The following is a 21855-nucleotide window of genomic DNA, read 5'->3' as shown; positions in this document are numbered from 1 at the left end:
TCGGAGGTTCGTACGAGGCGGCTTCCCGGTCGGAGGGTCACACGGTGACGCGGCGCAGGCGCGACTTGGGCGCCTCCTCGCCGGGGAAGACCCGCTTGACGCCGTCGCCCAGGGCGGTCTCGATGATCCGGATGTCGCGGACCAGGTGCTCCAGCCCGGCCGGCTCCAGCGAGGCGGCGTGGTCGGAGCCCCACATGGTGCGGTCGAGCGTGATGTGCCGCTCCACGGTCACCGCGCCCAGGGTCACCGCCGCGAGCGAGATCTGCAGGCCGCGCTCGTGGCCGGAGTAGCCGACCGGCACGCCGTACCGCTCCTGGAGGGTGACGATCGCGCGGAGGTTGGCCTCCTCGGGGGGAAGCGGGTAGGTGGAGGTGGCGTGCATCATCACCAGCTTGGAGGTGCCGAGGATCTCCACCGCCTGGTCGATCTCCTCCAGCGTGGACATGCCGGTGGACAGGATGAGCGGCTTGCCGGTGGAGGCGAGCGCGCGCAGCAGCTCCAGGTCGGTCACGCTCGCCGAGGCGATCTTGTGGGTGGCCACGTCCATCGACTCGAGGAACTCCACCGACGGCACGTCCCACGGGGAGGCGAACCAGTCCAGGCCGCGCTCCTGGCAGTGCTTGGCGATCTCGGTGTACTCCTTCAGGCCGAACTCGGTCCTGATCTTGTACTCCATGTAGGTCATCTCGCCCCAGGGCGTCTGCCGGATCTGGTCGCGCTGCTCCAGCGGCACGCAGATCTCCGGGGTGCGCTTCTGGAACTTGACCGCCTGGCAGCCCGCCTCGGCCGCCACGTCGATCAGCCTGCGCGCGATGTCCAGGTCGCCGTTGTGGTTGATGCCGATCTCGGCGATCATGTAGACCGGCTGGCCGGCGCCGACCAGCGAGTCGCCGATCTGGACCGGCTTGGCGACCGGGGTGAGCCGCAGCTCGGCGCGGGGCGCGGGAGCGGTGACGACCTCCTCCAGCGGGCGGGCCGCGAGGACCCGGTCGCACAGCTCCCGTACGGCCCCGGCCCCTCCGGCCCGGGTCAGCACGGTCCTGGCGGCGGCGCGGACCTTGGGGTGGGCGTCGGGAACCGTGATGGGCCAGCCGACGTCGCTCATCGGGCCCAGGTCGTTGACGTCGTTGCCGACGTACGCGACGCGGGCCGGGTCGATCCCCTCGATGGCGAGCCAGTCGCGCAGCACGGTCCGCTTGTCGGTCAGGCCCTGCAGGACGGGCACGCCGAGCTTGCGGGCGCGGGCCGCGACCACCGGGTTGTGCTCGGTGGACATGATCATCAGTTTGACGCCGGAGCGGCGCAGCAGCGAGATGCCCATGCCGTCGGAGCGGCTGACCGCGACCATCTCGCGGCCGTCCTGGTCGACGTAGGCGCGGTCGTCGGTGTGCACGCCGTCGAAGTCGGTGATCACCGCGTCCACGTCGATCGGCTCGGGCTCGTCGACGAAGGGCGCGAGCGCCCGTACGATCTCCAGGTCCTCGGGGGTGTCGATCTCGATGGCGTGGCGCGAGGGCACCTGCTGCACGGCGACGGCGCCGAAGAAGCGGTGGCCGTGCTCGCGCAGGCCCTCGGCGCGCATCACGTAGAACGCGCCGGTCTCGCGGAAGTTCGGCTCGCGGTCCTGGCGGCGGGGGCGGTGGGACGGGTCGTGGTTGACGCCCGCGCCGGCGGCGCTCCACAGGAACTCGTGCGTCTCCAGCCCGGAGAACACCACGTCGGCGCTGCCGTCCAGGACCTTGGCGATCGCGCTGTCCAGGTCGGCGGGGTCGATGAACGCGCTGGTGCACTGCACCAGGACGACCACGTCGGGGACCTCGGACAGGTGGTCCAGCGCGTGCAGCACGGCGGACTCGCTGGAGGCGGTCGCGCCGCTGAGCTCCTCCGGCCGGTGGATCACGGTGGCGCCCGCGGCGCGGGCGGCCTCGGCGATCCCCTCGTGGTCGGTGCTGACCACGACCTCGTCGACCAGCTCGGCGCGCACGCAGGCCCGTACCGCACGGGCGACCAGGGGACTGCCGCCCACCGCGGCCAGGTTCTTCAGGGGGACCCCCACCGAACCTCCACGGGCGGGGACAACGGCCAGGACTCGCAAGGTGGCTCCTCATGACATACGGCGAACGCCCCTGAGCTGGGGTGTCATAGGAACCTAGCCACGGGGGTGACCGGAAAGGGGTGTCTGAGCTGAACGCCCAGAGTCGCCCGTCTTAACTTTCCGCGCGACCGGGAGCGCCGGCTCGCCGGTGCCCCGCGGCCTCTTGCTCACCGGCCCGCCGGTCGCTCGCGGCCCTCCGAGCGCCCGCCCGCCGATGACCCGTGGCCTCCCGGTCGCCGGCCCGCCGATGACCCGCGGATCCTCAGACGGACGCGCCGATGGAGCCCATGAGCATGGGGAGCGAGCGTTCGAGGCCGCGGCGCCAGTAGGGCCAGGAGTGGGTGCCGGGGCCGTAGAAGTCGACCGCCACGTCGGCGCCGTTCGCCTTGGCCCGCTCGACGAAGGTCACGGCCTGGAGGAGCAGGGAGGCCTCGCCCTCGTCCCGTGCCTCGGAGGCGTCGTCCAGCGGGCCGGGGGCGCCGTCGCCGCTGGAGACGAAGAGCCGCACCCCGCGCAGCGCGCCGGTGAGGTCGGCTGGATTGTGGGCGGCCCACTCCGGGTCCCGGGGGGAGCCCCAGAGCCTCACGGACTCCTCGTCGTACTGCTCGAGCAGCCAGTCGACGCCGCCGTTGCCGTCGCGGGTGTGCAGCACCCCGGAGTAGGAGGCCGCCGCCTGGAACATGCCGGGGTGGCGGGCCGCGTACGACATCGCCCCGAACCCGCCCATGGACAGCCCCGCCACCGCCCGCCGGTCCCCGGCGCCGTAGTCGCGCTCCAGGACGGTCCGCACCTCGGTGAGGTGGAAGGTCTCCCAGCCGGGCCCCTCACGCCAGTCCGAGTAGAAACCGACGGGGCCGCTCTCGGGGATGACCACGAGCGCGGGGTAGCCCGAGGTGAGCTCCGCGGCGCCTCCCTTGGTCACCCAGGTGTCGTAATGGGACTGGCAGCAGCCGTTCAGCAGATACAGCACCGGCCACGGACCCGAGCCCGGCTCCCACCCCTCGGGCAGCAGGACCCTGACCTTGCCCTCGCGGCCGAGCGCGGCGGAGGTGACGGTGAGTTCGTGGTCGCGCTCGCCCAGTTTCTTCACCGCGACGGCGGCGGCTCGGGCGTCCTCCTTGCCGTACGTGCCGGTGGAGGACGGGGGCAGCAGGGCGAGGAGCACCGCCACGACCGCGACGGCGGCCAGCAGGAACACTCCCAGGCGTACAGCGGTGCGGTTCACGCCGCCAATCCTCCCGCGTCCCGCTGATCGCGTGAAGCCCACATGCCGTACCGGGCCCGCGGGGGAGGTGGTGAGGCGGTGTGTCCGGCGGAGGCGCGGGAGTTCGCGGCCGGTACGACCCGCTGTTTGGGCCCGTCCATTCATGTTAATTCTGGTGACATATGGCGCTTTAGTAACCCGAAAGCTTGAAAAGTACACAAGATCTATTCAGGATTCTCCACGTGGGTTGTAAAGATCGTGCGCATCCCGCGTCGCTCTGCCGGGCGGGAGACTCCCGCCCGGAGTGAGTGAAGGAGATCGTGTGTCAAACCCCCCTCGACACCGGCGATCGGTCCTGGCCGGGATCACCACCGCCCTGATGCTCGTCCTCCCCCAGGGGGTGGCCCAGGCCGCACCCGCCCCAGACAAGATCCACAAGGCCGTCCTGGCGGATCTGGCCACCGACGACAAGGCCACTTTCTGGGTACGCCTGAACGGCGACGCCGACCTCGGCGCGGCTCGCAGGGCGAAGACCAGGACCGAGAAGGCCGCGCAGGTCTTCCGGGCCAAGACCGAGCTCGCCACCTCGTCGCAGGCGGGCCTGCGCAAGCTCCTGACCGCCGAGAACGCCGACTTCACCCCCTTCTGGATCGCCAACGCCATCCAGGTGACCGGCAACGCCAAGCTGGCCGAGGAGATCGCCGGGCGGCCCGAGGTGGACCGGATCGAGCCCGGCCGGGTCACCAAGGTGCCCGAGCCGCTGCCCGGCAAGGAGGTGGCGAGGATCAACGCGATCGAGTGGAACATCGACCGCGTCAACGCCCCCCGCGTCTGGGGCGAGCTCGGCGTCCGCGGCGAGGGCGTCGTCGTGGCCAACATCGACACCGGCGTGCAGTTCGACCACCCCGCGCTCGCCGCCAAGTATCGCGGCAGGAGCGCCGACGGCGTCGTCGACCACGCCTACAACTGGTTCGACCCGGCCGGCATCTGCCCGGGCACCGCGCCGTGCGACAACAACGGCCACGGCACCCACACCATGGGCACGATGGTGGGCGACGACGGCGGCGCCAACACGATCGGCGTCGCCCCCGCCGCGAAGTGGATCGCCGTCAAGGGCTGCGAGTCCAGCACCTGCTCCGACGCCTCGCTGCTCGCCGCCGGGCAGTGGGTGCTCGCGCCCACCGACCTGGACGGCGGCAACCCGCGTCCCGACCTGGCGCCGCACGTCGTCAACAACTCCTGGGGCGGCGACGGCTTCGACCCCTGGTACAAGGAGACCGTCGACGCGTGGGTCGCGGCGGGCATCTTCCCCGTCTTCGCCAACGGCAACGTCACGAACGCGGGCTGCAACTCCAGCGGCTCGCCCGGCCAGTACGTCGCCGGATACAGCGCCGGCGCGTTCGACGTCAACAACGCGATCGCCACCTTCTCCACCCGCGGTTCCGGCGAGAACGGCGAGATCAAGCCCAACCTCGCGGCACCCGGCGTGAACGTGCGCTCGTCCGTGACCAACGGCGGCTACGGGTCCAACTCCGGCACGTCGATGGCCGCGCCGCACCTGGCGGCCACCGTCGCACTGATGTGGTCGGCCTCTCCCGCCCTGCTGGGCGAGATCGCCACCACCCGGGAGCTGCTCGACCGGACCGCGATCGACGTCGACGACACGCGCTGCGGCGGTACCGCCGCGGACAACAACATCTGGGGCGAGGGCAGGCTCGACGCGTTCGCGGCGGTCCAGGCCACCCCGGCCGGCGAGCTCGGCGGGCTGAGCGGCACCGTCACCTCCGGCGGCACACCGCTCGCCGCGGCGGCCGTCACCGTCACCGGGCCGCTGAACCGCACGACCACCACCGCCCAGGACGGGACGTACGCGCTGCCCCGCCTGCTCGCGGGCGAATACCGGCTCACCGTGAGGAAGTTCGGGTACGACGACGCCACCGCGACCGTCACCGTCGTGTCCGGCCAGGAGGTCACCCAGGACGTGTCGCCGGCGCAGCTGTCCTCGGGCACGGTCTCCGGCACGGTCACCGCCGCGGGCGCCGCCGAGCCGGGTGCCACGCTGACCGCGGTGGGCACCCCGGTCAGCGCGGTCGCCGACGCGGCGGGCCGGTACCGGCTCACGCTGCCCGACGGCGACTACCGGCTGAAGGTCACCCCCGGCTCCCGGTGCGCGGGAGAGCTCACCGTGCCGATCACGGTGGCCGGCGACCTGACCAGGGACGTCGACCTGCCGCGCCGCGCCGACTCCTTCGGCTACACCTGTGACAGCGCCGCCGAGGCGTACGTCGCGGGCACCGCCAGGAGCACGCTCACCGGCGACGACGCGGTCCAGCAGATCGCGCTGCCGTTCACCTTCCCGTTCTACGGCACCGGCTACACCGGCGCCTGGGTGAGCAGCAACGGGTTCCTGGCCTTCAAGGACAGCACCGCCCTGGCGGGCAACGTGGCCCTGCCCGCCCCCGGCGCGCCCAACGCGGCGCTCTACGCCTTCTGGGACGACCTCGTGCTGGACGACCAGTCCGGGGTCTACACCGCCACCGTCGGGACCGCGCCGAACCGGACCTTCGTCGTCGAGTGGCGCAACGCCCGCTTCTACGCCGACGCCACCCAGCGCGTCTCGTTCTCGGCGCTGCTCGGCGAGAACGGGTCGGTCGGATACCGCTACGACGGCGTCGACGGCGAACGCGACGCCGGGATCGGCGCCACGGTGGGCATCGAGAACGCCGACGGCACCGACGCGCTGCAGTACTCCTTCAACAGCGCCGCGATCGGCGACGGCCAGAGCCTGACCTTCACCGCGAGCCGGCACGGCCTGCTGACCGGCGTCGTCACCGACGCCAACGACGGCGAGCCGCTGGCGGGCGCGACGGTGAAGGTCGGTGACGTGGCGACCTTCACCACCGGGGCGGACGGCAGGTTCCTCGGGCAGATCCTGCTGGGCGACTACCAGGTCGAGGTCTCCAAGGAGAACTACGGGACCTTCACCCAGGAGGTCACCGTCACCGCCGGGGCGGTGACCCGGGCCGACATCGCGCTGGCCACCGGCCGGGTGACGGCCTCGGTCGCCGAGCTGACCCTGGTGCAACCGGCGGAGACCACCAGGACGGGCACGGTCGAACTGTCCAACCTGGGCGTCACCACGGCCTACACCGTGGTGACCGACCCCGCCCAGGGCTGGTTGAGCGTGGCGCCCGCCACCGGCGAGCTCGCCAAGGGCGCGTCGGTGACGCTGAAGGTGACCGCCTCCAGCGCGGGCGTCCCGCCGGGCACCGTACGCACCGGCAAACTGCTGGTGCGTTCGGCGAGCGGCCGCGACCCGCAGATCGAGATCGTCGTGACGGTCGTGGTGCCCAGGCACCAGGTCGCCGTCGAGGTGGGCGGCACCAGGGACGTCGTCGACGCCGCGGGCGACCGCTGGACCGCGGACCGCAAGCACAGCGCCGGCGGTCACGGCTACGTCGGCACCGGCACCAAGACGAACACGACGAGCAGGACGATCACCGGCACCACCGAGCAGGCGCTGTTCAGGAGCGTCCGCGAGGGGATGCTGGAGTACCGGTTCGACCAGGTGCCCAACGGCACCTACACCGTCGAGCTGGGCTTCGCCGAGACCCGGGGCAAGCGTGAGGGCCAGCGCGTCTTCGACGTCATCGTCGAGGGCGGGCTGGCGATCCCCGCGCTGGACCTCGCCCTGGAGACCGGCGCGTACGTCGCCACCACCCGGCAGTACACGGTGAAGGTCACCGACGGCCAGCTCAACGTGCGGTTCGCCAAGCGGACCGGCGACACCGTGCTCAACAGCGTCCGCGTCTCCGAGCGCCCCGACAAGGCCACCCCGTAGTGGCCTGACCCCCCACCGGCCCGCCCCGTCTTCCCCACGGGGCGGGCCGTGCTCGTCCCCCGGCGGTCCGCGGTACGACGGTGCGCGACCCGGGAGCCGCGGTGTGACGGTGCGCGGGCCGGTGGTCCGAGAGCCGGCCGGACGGGCAAAGTCCTGGTCAAACGACGTTACGGGTCGTGCGGGGCCGGGGATTGGCGGGGTGTGTCGCCTTCACCGGGACGCGGGACCGGGACCGGGGGTGATGGGGATGGCACCTCTCGGTGAACTCGCCGGACAGGGCTGGGCGCAGGTGGGGGCACTGTTCCTGGCCTTCGCGCTCTCGGCCATGATCGGCCTTGAGCGGGAGGTCCGCCAGAAGAGCGCGGGCCTGCGCACCCACACCCTGGTCGGCTTCGCCGCCGCCCTGATCATGCTGGTGTCGAAATACGGCTTCGCCGATGTTCTGGGGGAGAACGTCAATCTCGATCCGTCCCGGGTGGCCTCCCAGATCGTGTCCGGCATCGGCTTCCTGGGCGCGGGACTGATATTCGTCCGCGGTGACGCGGTCCGCGGTCTCACCACCGCCGCGGCCGTCTGGCTCACCGCCGGGGTGGGCATGGCGGCGGGGGCCGGGCTGTGGCTGCTGGCGATCATCGTGACCGCCGGGTACTTCGCGACGGTGTTCGTCCTCACGCCGCTGGCCGACCGGCTTCCCCGGTCCAAATACGCGCCCTCGCGGCTCCACCTGACCTACCTCGGCGAGCACGGCGTGCTGCGGAGGGCACTGGCCGAATGCACGCGCCGGGGATTCGGCGTGGACGAGCTGTCCGTCGGCCAGCGCCCCGAGGGGCAGAGCCCGGAGACCGTCTCGCTCTGGCTCACCGTGCACGGCCCCGGCTCGATAACGGAGCTCACCACGGCGCTCTCCGAGATCGACGGGGTGCTCGCCGTGGTGAGCAGGGACGCCAACACGGCGATGCCCTGAACCGCGGCCGCGCGTCCTCGGTGATCACTCCTCGGCGTCGTCGTTGCCGGGTACGGAGGGGAGAATGTCTATGACGTGGGGATTCGCGGGTTTTTGCTGGGCGGGGATCCGGTGGGATGAGTAGGGGATACTCATGCTTTCCGGCGCGTCCCTGCCTAACGTTCGGAAAGACCCGTCCTGACCGATCCACGGGGGGTGGGTGGGAAAAGGGCTTGATCCGTCCTCGTCATCGTGTCGATGACGCCGGTGCCGCTCCTCGCGGGTGTCGCACCGGCTGCCGGGAAGGCCGCGAGCCTGGCGGGGGCCGGCTCGCGGGCCGTCCCCTCCGGGTAATCCCGTCCGAGCCGTTCCCGGGGCCGGTCGTGGGAGCGGCGGGAGGTCGCCGAGGTCGCCCCACCGCGGGTGGGGCCGGGGAGACCCATGGGCGTTCGGTCTGGTTCATCGGTGATGGCATGCTCTTTTCCGGGACTCGGCCTACCGCGGTCCGGCGCCAACTCGTTCTCCAGGCCCCGGCACCCGTCATCACCAGGTCTCTCGGCCATCACCACGTCACCGCCACACGAGTCGCCGCTGACGCCGACGCGACCTGGAATCGCTACGCCCCAACGACCGCTCCGGGCGACCGCCACCGGGGCCGTGCTCTCGAATACGGACCACTTGATCAACGACTCCCGCCGGCATCAACCCCCTCTTCGCCGCCGTGCTTTTGAACCGGGTGGAACCGCTGGCACACTTGCGGAGGCGACAGTCGGGTGGAAGCGGTCGGTGAAGGCTGGTCGCGGGTGGAGCGGAGAAGGCGACGCGACAGGGGCAGGTCGGGTTCGTGGGGCGGGAGCGTGAGCTTGCGCTGCTCGCGGACCGGCTTGGCGCGGCCGCCGGTGGCGCGGGCCAGGTGGTTTTGCTGGCCGGGGAGCCCGGGGCGGGCAAGAGCCGCCTGGCGGAGGAGGCCGCGGCGCTGGCGGCGCGGATGGGGATGCGGTGCTGGTGGGGGCGGGCCACCGATGAGGAGGGCAATCCGGCGTATTGGCCGTTCCGGCAGGTCCTGCGGGCGCTCGGGCGATCCGGGGGCGCTCCGGGTCAGCACGCGGGTCACGGTGCCGGGCAGGGCGCCGAGCAAGGCATGGGACAGGAGGCCGGGCAGGGCACGGGAGGCGTCGTGCCGGAGCTGGGTGACCTGGTGCACGCGGGAGTGGGCGGGGCCGAGCAGCGGTTCCAGCTGTTCGAAGAGGTGAGCGGGCTGCTGGTGGCCGGGGCCGGGGCCGATGGGCTGCTGGTGGTCCTGGATGACCTGCATTGGGCGGACGAGGCGTCGCTGCGGCTGCTGGTGTACCTGGCTCGGGGAGTGGCCGGGTCACGGCTGGCGGTGCTGGCGATCTACCGGGACACCGAGATCGGGGAGCCGCTGCGGCGGATGCTGGCCTCGCTGGCCGGGGAGGCGTCGGTGACGCGGGTGCGGCTGACGGGCCTGGCCGAGGCCGAGGTCGGCGACTTGCTGGCCGGGGTCACCGGCTGGCCGTCGCCGGAATCGGTGGTCGGCGCGGTGAGTCGGCGTACGCAGGGAAATCCGTTCTTCGTCACCGAGTTGGCCCGGGTGCTGGGCGGCGAGCAAGGGGATGATGCAGAGCTGCCGGTCGGGGTCCGCGACGCCGTACGGGGTCGGCTGGATCGCCTGTCGGCGTGGTGCGGGCGGGTGGTGTCGGCGGCGGCAGTGCTGGGCTCGGCAGTGGACCCGCTCGCCTTGGCCGCGGCGGCCGAGTGGGAGGTGGGGGAGGTACTGAACGCGCTCGACGAAGCGGCGGCGGCCGGAATCCTGACCGCTCTGGCGGACACGGGGGCGCGCGCAGGCGGGAGCACGGGTGGCGCGACGGAGGCGAGACCCACAGGTGTGCGGTTCGGGCACGATCTGATCCGGGAGGCGGCGCGGCTGGAGGTGTCCACGGCGGAGCGGCTCACGTTGCATCTGCGGATGGCGGAGTACCTGATCGGGCGGGTCGATGCGGCCGACCGGGTCAGTGAGGTGGCCTTTCACCTGCTGGAGTCGCTGCCCTCGGGGGACGCCGGCCTGGCCGTGGCGTGGGCCGAGCGCGCCGCGGGGCAGGCGATGGCGCAACTGGCGTGGGAGGAGGCCGCCGCCCTGTACGGGCGCGCGGTGGCCGCGGCGGCCGACGCGGCCTTGGGCGGGCCGGACCGGTGCCGGTTACTGATGGCGAGAGCTCGTGCGCAGGTCAGGGCGTACGAGATGGTCGGCGCCCGCCGGTCGTTGCTCGCGGCCGCCGCCATCGCGCGAGAGGCCGGCGACGCGCGGACCATCGGCGAGGCGGCCATGATCATGGAGGGGGTCACCGACTTCGCGTGGGACGCCACCGGCGGCGCGCTGTACGCCGAGGCGCTGGCGGGCATCCCCGAACAGGACAGCGCGCTGCGGGCGCGGCTCCTGGCCCAGTTCGCGGTGAACGATTCGTGGACTTCGTCCAGCGATGCCGGGGCCCTTTCGGCCGAAGCACTGGCCATGGCCGAACGGGTCGGCGACCGAAGGGCCGTCAAGGAGGCGCTGCGGGCCAGACAACTCGCTCGCAGCGGCCCGGACGGCGTGGCCGACCGGCTGGCCCTCGGGGACCGGATGCTGGCCATGGGCGAGGCCGACCGTGACGATGACGCGGTGCTGTGGGGCCGGCTGTGGCGTTTCGACGCGCTGGCGCAACTGGGCCAGATCGACCGGGCCGAGGCCGAACTGGACCCGATCGACACGGTGGCCCGGCGGCTGCGCTCGCCACTGGCACGCTGGCACGCGCTGCGCTACCAGGCCGCGATCGCCCTGGCCCGCGGCCGTTTCGGTGATGCGCTCGCGCTGGGGGAACAGGCGTTGGAATTGGCGCGGCGGGCCGGCCACGAGGGCGCCCTGGTGCCGTCGCACGGCTTCCTGGTGATGGTGCGAACCCAGGCCGGAAGCGCCGACCAGTCGATCGAGGCGGCGGTCCAAGTGAACCCGGCCACCGTCGCGATGCCTCCCGCCTGGGCGTTGTTGCTGGTGGCGTCCGGACGGCGGGAGGAGGCCCGGCAGATCTACCAGACGTTGCCGCCCGCGTCGTCGGTGCCGGGTTTTCTTCTGCTGAGCGCGCTCGCCGTCACGGCCGAACTCGCCGCGGAGTTCGACGACCGGGAGGCGGCCGCCGAGACGTACCGTGCAATGGCACCGTATGCCGATCTGTTCGCCTGCGGTGGGGCCGGCGTGATCGCGGTCCTCGGCTCGATGCGGCTGCCGCTCGGAAGGGCGGCCGCCGCGCTGGGCCGCCTCGACGATGCCGTACGTCACCTGCGCGTCGCCGCCGAGATCAACGAGCGGGCGGGCATGCCGCCCATGGCCGCCTTCGCCCGATACGAACTGGCCCGTGCCCTGGCCAGGCGCCGACGGCCGGGAGACCGGGACGAGGCGGTCGCGCTGGCCGAGTCGGCGGGCTCGGCGGCCGGAGGGCTCGGCATGGCTCCCCTGCGGGAGCGCTGCGCGGAACTGGCGCGATCGCTGTCCGGCCGGGTGGCCGGCCCGCTGACTCGGCGCGAGGACGAGATCGCCGTGCTGGTGTCCCAAGGCCTGACCAGCCGGCAGATCGCCGCCGCCGTGCACATCGCCGAGCGGACAGTGGAGAATCACGTACAGCACATCCTGGGCAAACTCGGCTTCACCAGCCGCGCCCAGATCGCCGCCTGGGTCGCCTCCGGCCGTCCGCGGCGACAGACGGACACGGAGCCCGGGTAGACGCACGGGTTGCCCTGGATGAGTACCGGCCATGAGTAGTTTCCCGGACGCGGGCAGGGCCCCGGTGGCCGCACGCTGACGTGCATGAACACCAGCTCCTCCCGGCTCGGCGGACTCACGGTCCTGCGCGCCGCGTGGCTGTACGACGGCATCGGCCCGGCCCTGACCCCCGATCCCGTCCTCGTGCTCGACGGCGGCGTCATCGTGGCCGTCGGCCCGTTCGACGGTGTGCCGCAGGGGGCCACCGTCGTCGACCTCGGCGGTGCGACGCTGCTGCCGGGCCTGATCGACACGCACGTTCACCTGGCCTTCGACGCGAGCCCGGATCCGGTGGGCAACCTGGCAGGCCGAGACGCCGCCGCCGCCCTCGCCGCGATGGCGGCGGCCGCCAGGCGGGCCGTCCGCGGCGGGGTGACGACGGTGCGCGATCTCGGCGACCGGGACTATCTGAGCCTCGCGCTGCGCGGCGCCGCCGCGTCCGACCGCTCTCTACCGACGATCGTCGCGGCCGGGCCGCCGATCACCACGCCCAGAGGGCACTGCCACTACCTGGGCGGCGCCGCGACCGGCGTGGACGGGGTCCGCGCGGCCGTGCGGGAACGCGCCGAGCGCGGCGTCGACATCATCAAGATCATGGCGAGCGGGGGCAACCTGACCCCCGGCACCCACCCTGAGCTGCCCCAGTTCACGCCGGAGGAGCTGCGGGCCGCCGTGGCCGAGGCGCACCGCCACCACCTGCCGGTCACCGCCCACGTGCACGGCACCCAAGCCGTCGCCGACGCGGTCGCGGCGGGTGTGGACGGTCTTGAGCACGTCACCTTCATGACCTCGGAAGGCGTCGACCCGGCGCCGGACGACCTTGTCAAGGCCATAGCGGAACGCGGCATCGCACTCGGGATCACGCTCGGCGTGGTCCCGGTGGAGGGGGGCGCGATGCCGTCCGCAATGGCGGCCCGGGTACCGGCGCTGACCGCCAACGCCCGCCGACTGCACGCGTCCGGGGCGCGAATCGTCGCCGGGACCGACGCCGGCATCGGCCCGGTCAAGCCGCCCGACGTCCTGCGCTGGGCCGTCGGCCAGTTCCCCGGCATCGGCCTGACCAGAACCGAGGCGCTGCGCGCCGCCACCTCCCTCGCCGCCGAGGTGTGCGGGCTGGGAGATCGCAAGGGCCGACTCGCCCCTGGCTACGACGCCGACATCCTGGCCGTCGACGGCAACCCACTCGAAGACCTCAACGCCCTGCACCACATCCGCGCCGTCTACGTCCGCGGTACCCCCCTGCTCACCCCGATTCCGCCTCCGACAACCTTCGGCCGGCGCATTCCGACCAACCCTCACTACGAAAGGAATCAACCGTCATGAACCGATCCCGCTTCCGCATGACCGTGGGCGCCACCTCGACCCTGGTAGCCCTGGCCTTGGGACCGACGCTCCCGAGCGCCGCGTCCTCCACGTCGCTGTCCCCCATGTCCTTCACGTGGAGCAGGCCGATGACGGCGGGGAACTGCACGATGTTCGAAGGCGCCCGATGGACCCTGTACCCGAGCGGCAGAGCCACGTTCGACGGCACGGTCACCAGCGGCGACGACAACGACGCCTGGCTGATGTGGGCGCGCCTCAAGGACGAGAACAACGCCGTGCTCGGCACGTTGACCAACGTCGACGTCCAGGACCGTTCCGACCCGACCAAGTTCGTCCAGGGCCTGCCCAGCAGCTCACAACGCTACCGCTGGTTCGCCTCCGGTGAATTCAAAAAGCACCTGTTCCCCCTCATCAAGCGCATGTCCCTCGCCAAGCACTGCTGACCACCCTCCGCGACAGGCCACACGGCCTGCCGCGCCCCCACGATCAGACCGGCGGGAACGACATCCGGCCGCTGGCGCGCTCGGTGTGGGACATGCGGAGGGAGGATTTACATTTCGCGATCAGAGGTGGACCACCAGGTTGTGGAATCATCCGCACCCGCAATACACCCTGTGATTTGAGTGGAGGTAGCGAATTATGACAGGCCCACACATAATGTCGATCCGGGTGCCTGCAATGGCCTGGCTGGAGTGGAATCCTGACGGCGACGACTTCCCGCGCTGGTCCGAGGCGCGCAACGTGATAGGGACGACCATCCGCTGGACCGAGCCGCAACTGCTCTGGGATCGGCGAACCAGCAACGTCCCATCGATCGCGGGCAACAGCACCGACACCGTCATGGCGTGGAAGGGCTCCGGTCACGACGAGCACATCTGGTTCTCGCGGCTGCAGCGGCTGCCTGACGCGATCCCAGGCGGCACGCAGTACGCCTGGGGGCCGTACGTCCCAGCGGGAAACGGCCACCGCACTTTCAAAACCAAGAATTTTCCTACCATGGTTCAATACAGCGGCCGGATGTTCATGTTCTGGAAGACGACCCCGGATGCGGCTGCAGGCGACGGCGGCACCTCTATGCGCTGGTCGGAGCTACGTGGTGACACGTGGGTGCAGCCAGGCGAGGGGAACCCGCCCACCCCCGCATGGTGGCTCCCGGACATCCGCACCGAGGACGGCGTCGCGGCCACGGAGCACCAGGGAAAGCTGTACATCGCCTGGCGCGAGGAAGGAACCAAGGAGATCCGGCTGGCGCACTGGGACGGAGCGCGTCTGTCAGACCCGATTTCTTTCACCGATCATAGGGTCACCAGCAAGGTTCCTGCCCTCGTGTCCGATGGCAGACATCTGTACATGGCCTGGCGAAGCGTCGACAACAACGATATCTGGTGGTCGACGTTGGAGGGACCCCCACAGTACCTGCCCGTAGGATGGACCACCGGCAGCCCGGCGCTCGGCCGGACGAACCGGGGCCTCGTGATGGTCTGGGTCGGCAGTGACGACAACTTTCTCTGGTGGTCCCAATTCCAGAACGGACAGTGGAGCGGTCAGCAGCGGTTCACTGACCGGCACATGAACCTCGACCTGCGGGTCAGTCTGGCGTAGCACCAGCAGTGTGACCCCTCGCGGCGCCCCATGTCGCCGGTTCCCGGATGACACAGGGGTGTGTGTTCAGAGCTGACGGCTACTTGATGTGTTCAAACCCGGGTCACCCTGGCATGCACGCTCCCGTGTGCCAGAAAAGGTCGACTCTCCTGATTTCATGCCGCAGGTCGGCTGCGGCAACGACGCCACCCCTTCTCCGCGAAGCAACTCCACCAGCGCCGAACTCTTCACCGGGGGTTGAAGAACAGTCGAACGCTGTTTCCGGAAGATCAAGACCTGGCGCGGCCTGGCGACCCGCTACGACAAAACCCCGGAAAGCTACAAGGCCGGACTCCACCTCCGAGGCGCGATCATGTGGCTGAAGCTCCTCACCTCAGCCACATGATCCGAACTCTGAACGGTTCCTAGTCCCAGCGGAAGAACACGGCCGCGACAACGCTGCCGAACACGACGCAGGCGGCGAGGCCGATCAGGTTGGAGGCCTCGACGGGGGCGCCGATCCAGGCGGCCGACAGGGCCTGGCTCCCGGCGCTGAACGGCAGCCACTGCCCGATCGTCGTGATCACCTCTGGGAGACTGCCGCGCCCGCCGAACATGCCGCCGGTGGCGCCCAGGACGAAGAAGACGCTCAGGCCGATCGCCACGGAGGAGTTCGGGGTGGGCGACAGCGCGGCGACGATCAGGCCCACGGCGTACATGGCGGCCACCGTCAGCGCCAGCGCACCGAGCGCCGCGCCGACACGCACCGGGGGGCTGGCGTCGAATGCCAGCAGGGCCAGGAGCCAGGCGGCCGCGATGCCGACGGTGATCTGCAGCGCGCCGGCGGCCGCCTGGGCGACGAGAACCAGCGCGGGAGAGGCGGGCGTCACCCCGAGGCGTCGCAGGATGCCGCTGCGGCGGTAGTAGGCCAGGAAGCTCGGCATGTTGACGATGCCGGTGGTGGCCACGACCATCGTGAACACCAGCGGCAGTACGTAGACGTCGAACGCCGTGCGGCCGTGCGCGATCGTCTCCCGGCCGGCGGACGAGGCGTTCATCACCAGGATGAGCATGGGCATGCCGATCGGCACGATCAGCCCGGCGGTGTCGCGGGCGACCATCTTGAGCTCGCAGATCAGCAGTCCGGCCCAGGCGCGCGGGCCGGGGCGGTGGACGACGATGTCCGTCATCGGACCGTCTCCTCCTCGGCGTCGAGCCGGTGCCCGGTCAGGACGGCGAAGGCGTCGTCCAGGCCGGCCTGTTCGCTGCGCGTCCCGGTCGCCACGACGCCGGCGCGTACGAGCGCGACGCTGACGGCCTGGAGCAGGTCACCGTGGCCTTCGACGACGACGCGGTCGCCGTCGGCGCGTACCCGCTCGACCTCGTCGAGTCCTTCGAGCAGCCCGCCCGGCACGGGGGCGGCCGTGCGGAAGGTGACCCTCTGGGCGAACCCGGCCCTTCGCACGAGTCCGGAGGGCGAGTCGAGGGCGATGACCCGTCCCTCGTCGAGCAGTGCGACCCGGTCGCACAGTCGTTCGATCTCCTCCATGGAGTGGCTGACGAGCAGGACGGTCACGCCGGACTCGCGCAGCCGCTCAAGGGTCGACCACATCTGGCGGCGTGCCTCGGGGTCGAGCCCGGTGGTGAGCTCGTCGAGGATCACCACCCGGGGCCGCCCGACGAGGGCGAGCGCGATCGACAGCCGTTGCTGCTGGCCGCCGGAGAGATTCTCGAAGCGGGTGCGGTGGGAGGCGGTCAGGCCGACCGACTCGATCAGGTCGCCGGCCGGCAGCGGGTCGCGGTAGAAGGTCCCGTACAGGCGGACCAGTTCGGTGACCGTGAGCGCGGAGTGCAGGGTGGCCTCCTGCAACTGGACTCCGAGAACCTGGCGCAGCCGGGCCCGGTCGCGCCGGGTGTCCAGGCCGAGCACGCGGACGGTGCCGCGGTCGGGCCGCCTGAGCCCGGCGATCAGCTCGACGGTGGTCGTCTTGCCGGCTCCGTTGCGTCCCAGGATGCCGAAGATCTCGCCGGCGGCGACCGAGAGGCTGACCTCCTCGACGGCGACCTTGGAGCGGTAGCGCTTGTGCAGACGGTCCGCCTCGACGGCGGGAGATGACGTTGTCGCATGCATGCCGTCGACGTTAGAAAGGGCGAGCCCCAGGCGCCTGTGCCGATGGTCAGTATCGGCACCCATGACTTTTGGCACCTCGGCCCGGATGCGAGCGCCAGTAAAGTGATGCTATGCGGCGAATCGAGCCGGACGCGTGGGCGGGGCTGGCGGTGCTGCTGGTGTGCCTCGCGGTGGGCACCCCGATACTGCTCGGCGCGGCCGAGACGTGGGTGCCCCGGCCGGTGTGGGGCGCGCTGTTCGTGGCGCTGCTGGTCACCTCGCTGACCGCCGTGCTCTGGGAGGATTGCCGGCGAAGGCGGGCGTGGGCCTGTTACGGCGCGGCCGTCGTGCTGGGGTGGCTGACGATCCTGACGGCGCCCGGCGCCGGGTGGCTGCCGATCCTGCTGGTCTTCGTCGCGGCCTTGGGCGCGTACATCGCACCGCCGTGGGCGGGCCCGCTGGTGGTCGTGCTCAACACCGTCGTCATCGCCGTGACCGTGGGTCTCACCGGCGCCGCCTTCCCCCAGATCGGCCTCAGCGCGCTGCTGTACCTGCTGATCCAGGTCGCGACGCTGCTGAGCTCGCTGGCGACCATCCGGGAGCAGCGGATGCGCCGTGAGCTGAGCGAGGCACATCTGGAGCTGCGGGCGGCGAGTGTCATCCTGGCCGACACCGCACGCGCCCACGAACGCCTGCGCATCGCCCGGGAACTGCATGACCTGATGGGGCACCAGCTCACGGCGCTCACCCTGGAGCTGGAGGTCGCCCGGCACCGCGACGGCCCCGGCGCGCGCGTGCACATCGAGCGCGCCGACCGGGTGGCGCGGGACCTGCTCCGCGACGTGCGCACGACCGTCGGGCAGCTGCGCACCGACGCGCCCGATCTGCGCGAGTCCCTGACCGCCGTAGTACGCGACATTCCCGGCCTTGAGGTCGGTGTGTGGATCGACGACGACGTACGCCCCACCGAGGAGGTGACCATGACGCTCATCCGCGTCGTCCAGGAGATCGTCACCAACACCGTCCGGCACGCGGACGCGACCTCGTTGCGCATCCGGATCGAGAGCACGCCGGACCGGGGTGTGAGGCTCACCTCCGTCGACGACGGGCGCGGCAGTCCCCATCTGCGGCCGGGCAACGGGTTGCGCGGCCTGAGCGAGCGGATCGGCGCGGTCGGCGGCGACGTGCGGCTCGACGGCAGCGACGGTTTCCGCGTCACCGCCAGGGTGCCGGCGCGGTGATCCGGGTGATCGTGGTCGACGACCAGACCCTGGTGCGGCAGGGCATCCGCAGCCTGCTCGACCTGACCGACGACATCGAGGTGGTGGGGGAGTCCGACGACGGCATGTCCGCGCTGGCGGCGATCGAGGAGCACGCCCCCGACGTCGTCCTGCTCGACCTGCGCATGCCCCGCCACGACGGCATCTGGGTGCTCAGGGCGTTGCAGGAGCGCGCGGGCGGCTCGCCGCCGGTGCTCGTGCTGACCACGTTCGACAACGACACCCTGGTGCTGGACGCGATGCGGGCGGGGGCATGCGGCTACCTGCTGAAGGACGTGACGCTCGAACGGCTGACCCGGGCCATCCGCGTCCTGACCGACGGGGGGACGCTGATCTCGCCGTCGATCACCGATCGGCTGCTGCGCGCGGTGCACCGCCGCCGGTCGGCGGATGACGACGATCTGCCCGCGATCCAGCAGCTCACCGAACGAGAGGTGGAGGTGCTGCGGCTCGTCGCGGAGGGGTACAGCAACCGCGAGATCGCCCGGGCCCTGTTTCTGGCAGAAGGCACGGTGAAGAACCATGTCTCGACCGTGCTGCTCAAACTCGGGGCTCGCGACCGGACCAACGCGGTGCTGCGCGCCCTGCACGCCAGCATCCTCGACTGATAGTAGTTGGCCAGCATTTGGCGCAATTCGCTGATACTGGCATGCTCCTTTCCGGGACTCGGCTGCCCGGAACCCGGCGCGTGCGGCAGGGCGCCGGCCGCCGGACCACTCGGGCGGGTTCGCGGCGGGGGGAGGAGCACGATGGCCGGTACAGAGCTCAGATCCGGCGACCCCACCGCCTTCGGGCCGTACACGATCGAGGCCAGGCTGGGCGAGGGCGGGCAGGGCACGGTCTACCTCGGCCGTGACCCGGCCGGTGAGCGCGTCGCGGTCAAGGTGCTGCACCCGAGGTTCGCCGCCGACCAGGTCGCGAGGACGCGCTTCCAGCGGGAGATCGCCGTCGCCCGGCAGATCGCCGAGTTCTGCACCGCCCGGGTGCTCGACGCGGGGGAGAGCGACGGCCACCTCTACGTGGTGAGCGAGTTCATCGACGGGCCGTCGCTGCAGCAGGCCGTCGAGAGCGAGGGACCGCGCGATGGCGCCGCCCTGCAGCGCGTCGCGATCAGCACGGCCACCGCGCTCGTCGCCATCCACCAGGCGGGGATCGCGCACCGCGACTTCAAACCGGCCAACGTGCTCCTCGGCTTCGACGGCCCGCGGGTCATCGACTTCGGCATCTCCAAGGCGCTCGACGCCGGGTCCGCCCAGACCAGCGGCGCCATCGGGACCCCGGCCTACATGTCACCCGAGCAGGTGCACGGTCAGCTCGTCGCCGCCCCCTCGGACGTGTTCAGCTGGGCCGTGACGATGGTGTTCGCCGCCACCGGCGGCCCCGCGTTCGGCCAGGACTCCATCCCGGCCGTGCTCCACCGCATCCTCAACGCCGAGCCCGACCTGTCCGGGGTGCCCGAGGGGCTGCGGCCGCTGCTGCGCGCCTGCCTGGCCAAGAACCCCGCCGCCCGGCCGGCCGCCCCCGACCTGCTGTTCCGGCTGATCCGCCAGCCGTCGGCGGGAGCCGTCGCGCCACCGTCACCGCCGCAGGCCGGGCACCCGGTACGGGACCGGCCACCGTCGTCCCAGCCGTCCCCCGGTCGGGACGGCGAGTCCGGGCAGCCGTCTCCCGGGTGGGGTGCCGACTCCCGGCGGCCCACCTGGCTCCCGCCGTCCCGGCAGCCGCTCTCTCGGTCGCCGTCCGAGCCGCCGTCCGAGCCGCCGTCCGAGCCGCCGTCCCCGCCGTTGCCGTCGTTGCCGCCACCCGGGCGGAGCGCCGCGCCCCCGCAGCCGTCGTACGCCGGGCCGTCACCGATCGGCCCGGGCGCCGCGCCGGGGCAGTGGCGCCCGGCGGATCCCGGGGTACCGGCCTTTCCCGATGACGCGCGGGAGGGGTCCGCCGACGCGACCGTGCCCGGCGGGTCCGGACGGTCGCGGCCGTGGCGGATCGGGGCCGCCGTCGCCGCCACCGCCGTCGCGGTCTCCGCGGGAGTCTTCGTGCTCCCGCCGCTGCTGGCGGGTACGGGGGAGGAGCCCGCGGACCCCACCCCCGTCGCGCTGACCGGATCCCCGTCGGTCTCCGGCGGATCCCCCTCGCCCGGCGAATCAGCGCCGCCCAGCACTTCGCCGTCTCCCGGCGGTTCCCCCTCTCCCGGTGGATCGGCGTCCCCCGCGGCCACCCCCACCTCGGTCACCGGGGACTGGAGGAGCGCGCCGGTCGGCGGCCCGCTGCGCGGCCATCGCGACGACCTCCAGACGGTGGCGATCGCTCAGGTGGACGGCAGGCCCGTGATCGTCTCCGGTGCCAACGACCGCACCGTCCGCCTGTGGGACCTGGCCACCCGCAGGCCGCTGGCCACGCTCGCCGGGCATACCAACTGGGTGCGCTCCGTCGCGGTCACCGAGCTGGACGGCAGGACGATCGCGGTGTCGGGCGGCGACGACGGCACCGTACGCCGCTGGGACCTCACCACCCGCAAGCCGGTCGGCAGGCCCTTCGACGCCGCCGTGCCCGTCTTCTCCCTCGCCCTGGCCACTCTCGACGGCGAGCCCGTCGTGGTGACCGGTGGACGCGACGGGAGCCTGCGCCTGTGGGACCTGAGGACGGGCGCCGCGATCGGCAAGGCCCGCCGTGCCGCCGACGGCGCCGTGTTCGGCCTGGCCACCGCCGAGCTCGACGACGAGCCCGTCGTGTTCACCGGCGGCGGCGACGGCACGGTGCGCCGCTGGCCGCTCCGCTCGGGGCCCGGCGAGACGATCCTCACCCAGCGCGGCCAGGTCACCGCCGTCACCACGGCCGAGCTGGACGGCAGGCTCGTGGTGCTGTCCGCCGGTGGCGCGCAGGACATCCACATCGACGACGCCGCGGGCGACGGTGAGGCACGCCCGCCCATCCGGAGCCACAGCGGCTGGGTCTACTCCCTGGCCGTCGGCCGGGTGGGATCGCTCACCGTCGTCGTCTCCGGCAGCAACGACTCCACCGCGCGGGTCCACGACCTCGACACGGGAAAGCCGGCGGGGCGGCCGTTCAAGGCCCACGACCACAACGTGTTCGCCGCCGCGGTGACCGAGCTCGGCGGGCGCCCCGTCGCGGTCACCGCAGGCGGCGACGACACCGTCCGCGTCTGGCGCCTGGGCTGACCGGTCCCCGCAGGATGCCCTCGCGCTCGTAGAAGCGCAGCGCGTCCGTCTGTGTCCGGCGCCTGCGCTGGCCGGTCCCCGGGTCGCCGGGCTCCTGCCTCGACCAGCCGTACGCTCCCGGAACGTGCCGCGTCTCCGGGGGGCGTGCGGATTTCCAAGAACGTGCCGCCTGTCCCGGAGCGTGCCGCGCCGCGCCGGTCAGCGACCGGCGGCGAGCTCCGAGAAGATCTCCACCAGTTCCGGCCGGTCGAACGGGCCGACGTGGGGGGCCGCGACGCTCCGCACGTCGGTCGGGTTGTCCGGGGTGAGACGGTCGGCCTCCTTGATGAACCGGTCCTGCAACGCGGGCGGGATCAGCCGGTCGAGGGTGAGGCGCACGTAGGTCCGGGGAATCCGGCCCCAGGTGTGCGCCTCACCCTGGGCCTCGGCCGTCGGGATGCCGGCGGTCTCGTCCGGCTCCAGCATGTTGAGCAGCCGCCGCCCCC

At 72.0% G+C, this 21855-nt stretch carries 14 protein-coding genes; 9 read left to right on the top strand and 5 right to left on the bottom strand.

The annotated features are described in order from the left end of the window. Positions 1-37: 37 nt before the first annotated feature. Entirely contained in the window at positions 38-2095 is a 2058-nt protein-coding gene (locus ACVCAG_RS28430) for an N-acetylneuraminate synthase family protein (RefSeq protein ID WP_447190587.1), read from the bottom strand. A gap of 262 nt (positions 2096-2357) precedes the next feature. Beyond that, a complete protein-coding gene (locus tag ACVCAG_RS28425; protein WP_440086499.1) occupies positions 2358-3320 on the bottom strand; it encodes an alpha/beta hydrolase-fold protein in 963 nt (320 codons plus the stop codon). Positions 3321-3621: 301 nt separating this feature from the next. Here ACVCAG_RS28425 and ACVCAG_RS28420 point away from each other — a divergent pair, with 301 nt between their 5' ends. From ACVCAG_RS28420 to ACVCAG_RS28395, 6 genes are all read left to right on the top strand, one after another. Then, positions 3622-7140, top strand: a complete 3519-nt coding sequence (locus ACVCAG_RS28420; protein ID WP_447190586.1) for a S8 family serine peptidase — start codon at positions 3622-3624, stop codon at positions 7138-7140. A gap of 247 nt (positions 7141-7387) precedes the next feature. Continuing rightward, positions 7388-8104, top strand: a complete 717-nt coding sequence (locus tag ACVCAG_RS28415) for an MgtC/SapB family protein (RefSeq protein WP_440086497.1) — start codon at positions 7388-7390, stop codon at positions 8102-8104. 823 nt (positions 8105-8927) lie between these two features. Beyond that, positions 8928-11858 carry an AAA family ATPase gene (locus ACVCAG_RS28410; RefSeq protein WP_440086496.1) on the top strand — a complete coding sequence of 977 codons (2931 nt, stop codon included), beginning with the start codon at positions 8928-8930 and terminating at the stop codon, positions 11856-11858. An 84-nt stretch (positions 11859-11942) separates the two neighbouring features. Continuing rightward, on the top strand, positions 11943-13220 hold the full coding sequence (locus ACVCAG_RS28405) for an amidohydrolase family protein (RefSeq protein ID WP_447190585.1): 1278 nt from the start codon (positions 11943-11945) through the stop codon (positions 13218-13220). Next, positions 13217-13663 carry a DUF6294 family protein gene (locus ACVCAG_RS28400; protein ID WP_447190584.1) on the top strand — a complete coding sequence of 149 codons (447 nt, stop codon included), beginning with the start codon at positions 13217-13219 and terminating at the stop codon, positions 13661-13663. Before ACVCAG_RS28405 ends, ACVCAG_RS28400 begins: the two co-directional genes overlap by 4 nt. Positions 13664-13898: 235 nt before the next feature. Continuing rightward, positions 13899-14822: a hypothetical protein gene (locus tag ACVCAG_RS28395; protein WP_440086493.1), complete on the top strand. Its 924-nt coding sequence runs from the start codon at positions 13899-13901 to the stop codon at positions 14820-14822. A gap of 404 nt (positions 14823-15226) precedes the next feature. Here the strand turns inward: ACVCAG_RS28395 and ACVCAG_RS28390 are convergent, their stop codons facing one another. Then, positions 15227-15991: an ABC transporter permease gene (locus ACVCAG_RS28390; RefSeq protein ID WP_447190583.1), complete on the bottom strand. Its 765-nt coding sequence runs from the start codon at positions 15989-15991 to the stop codon at positions 15227-15229. Beyond that, on the bottom strand, positions 15988-16932 hold the full coding sequence (locus ACVCAG_RS28385) for an ATP-binding cassette domain-containing protein (RefSeq protein ID WP_440086491.1): 945 nt from the start codon (positions 16930-16932) through the stop codon (positions 15988-15990). Before ACVCAG_RS28385 ends, ACVCAG_RS28390 begins: the two co-directional genes overlap by 4 nt. Positions 16933-17042: 110 nt before the next feature. Between ACVCAG_RS28385 and ACVCAG_RS28380 the strand changes: the two genes are divergently transcribed. The 3 genes from ACVCAG_RS28380 to ACVCAG_RS28370 all read left to right on the top strand — a co-directional run bounded on the left by ACVCAG_RS28380 (position 17043) and on the right by ACVCAG_RS28370 (position 21370). Continuing rightward, on the top strand, positions 17043-18152 hold the full coding sequence (locus tag ACVCAG_RS28380; protein WP_440086490.1) for a histidine kinase: 1110 nt from the start codon (positions 17043-17045) through the stop codon (positions 18150-18152). After that, entirely contained in the window at positions 18149-18799 is a 651-nt protein-coding gene (locus tag ACVCAG_RS28375; protein ID WP_440086489.1) for a response regulator, read from the top strand. The genes ACVCAG_RS28380 and ACVCAG_RS28375 overlap by 4 nt, the downstream gene beginning before the upstream one ends. Positions 18800-18940: 141 nt before the next feature. Then, positions 18941-21370, top strand: a complete 2430-nt coding sequence (locus ACVCAG_RS28370; protein WP_447190582.1) for a protein kinase domain-containing protein — start codon at positions 18941-18943, stop codon at positions 21368-21370. Positions 21371-21568: 198 nt separating this feature from the next. Here the strand turns inward: ACVCAG_RS28370 and ACVCAG_RS28365 are convergent, their stop codons facing one another. Next, complete coding sequence (locus ACVCAG_RS28365) at positions 21569-21835, bottom strand: hypothetical protein (protein WP_440086487.1); 267 nt, start codon at positions 21833-21835, stop codon at positions 21569-21571. Between the last annotated feature and the right edge of the window lie 20 nt (positions 21836-21855).

It is taken from the genome of Streptosporangium sp. G12 (genome assembly GCF_052983175.1).
This window is presented reverse-complemented; position numbering and strand designations above follow the sequence as displayed.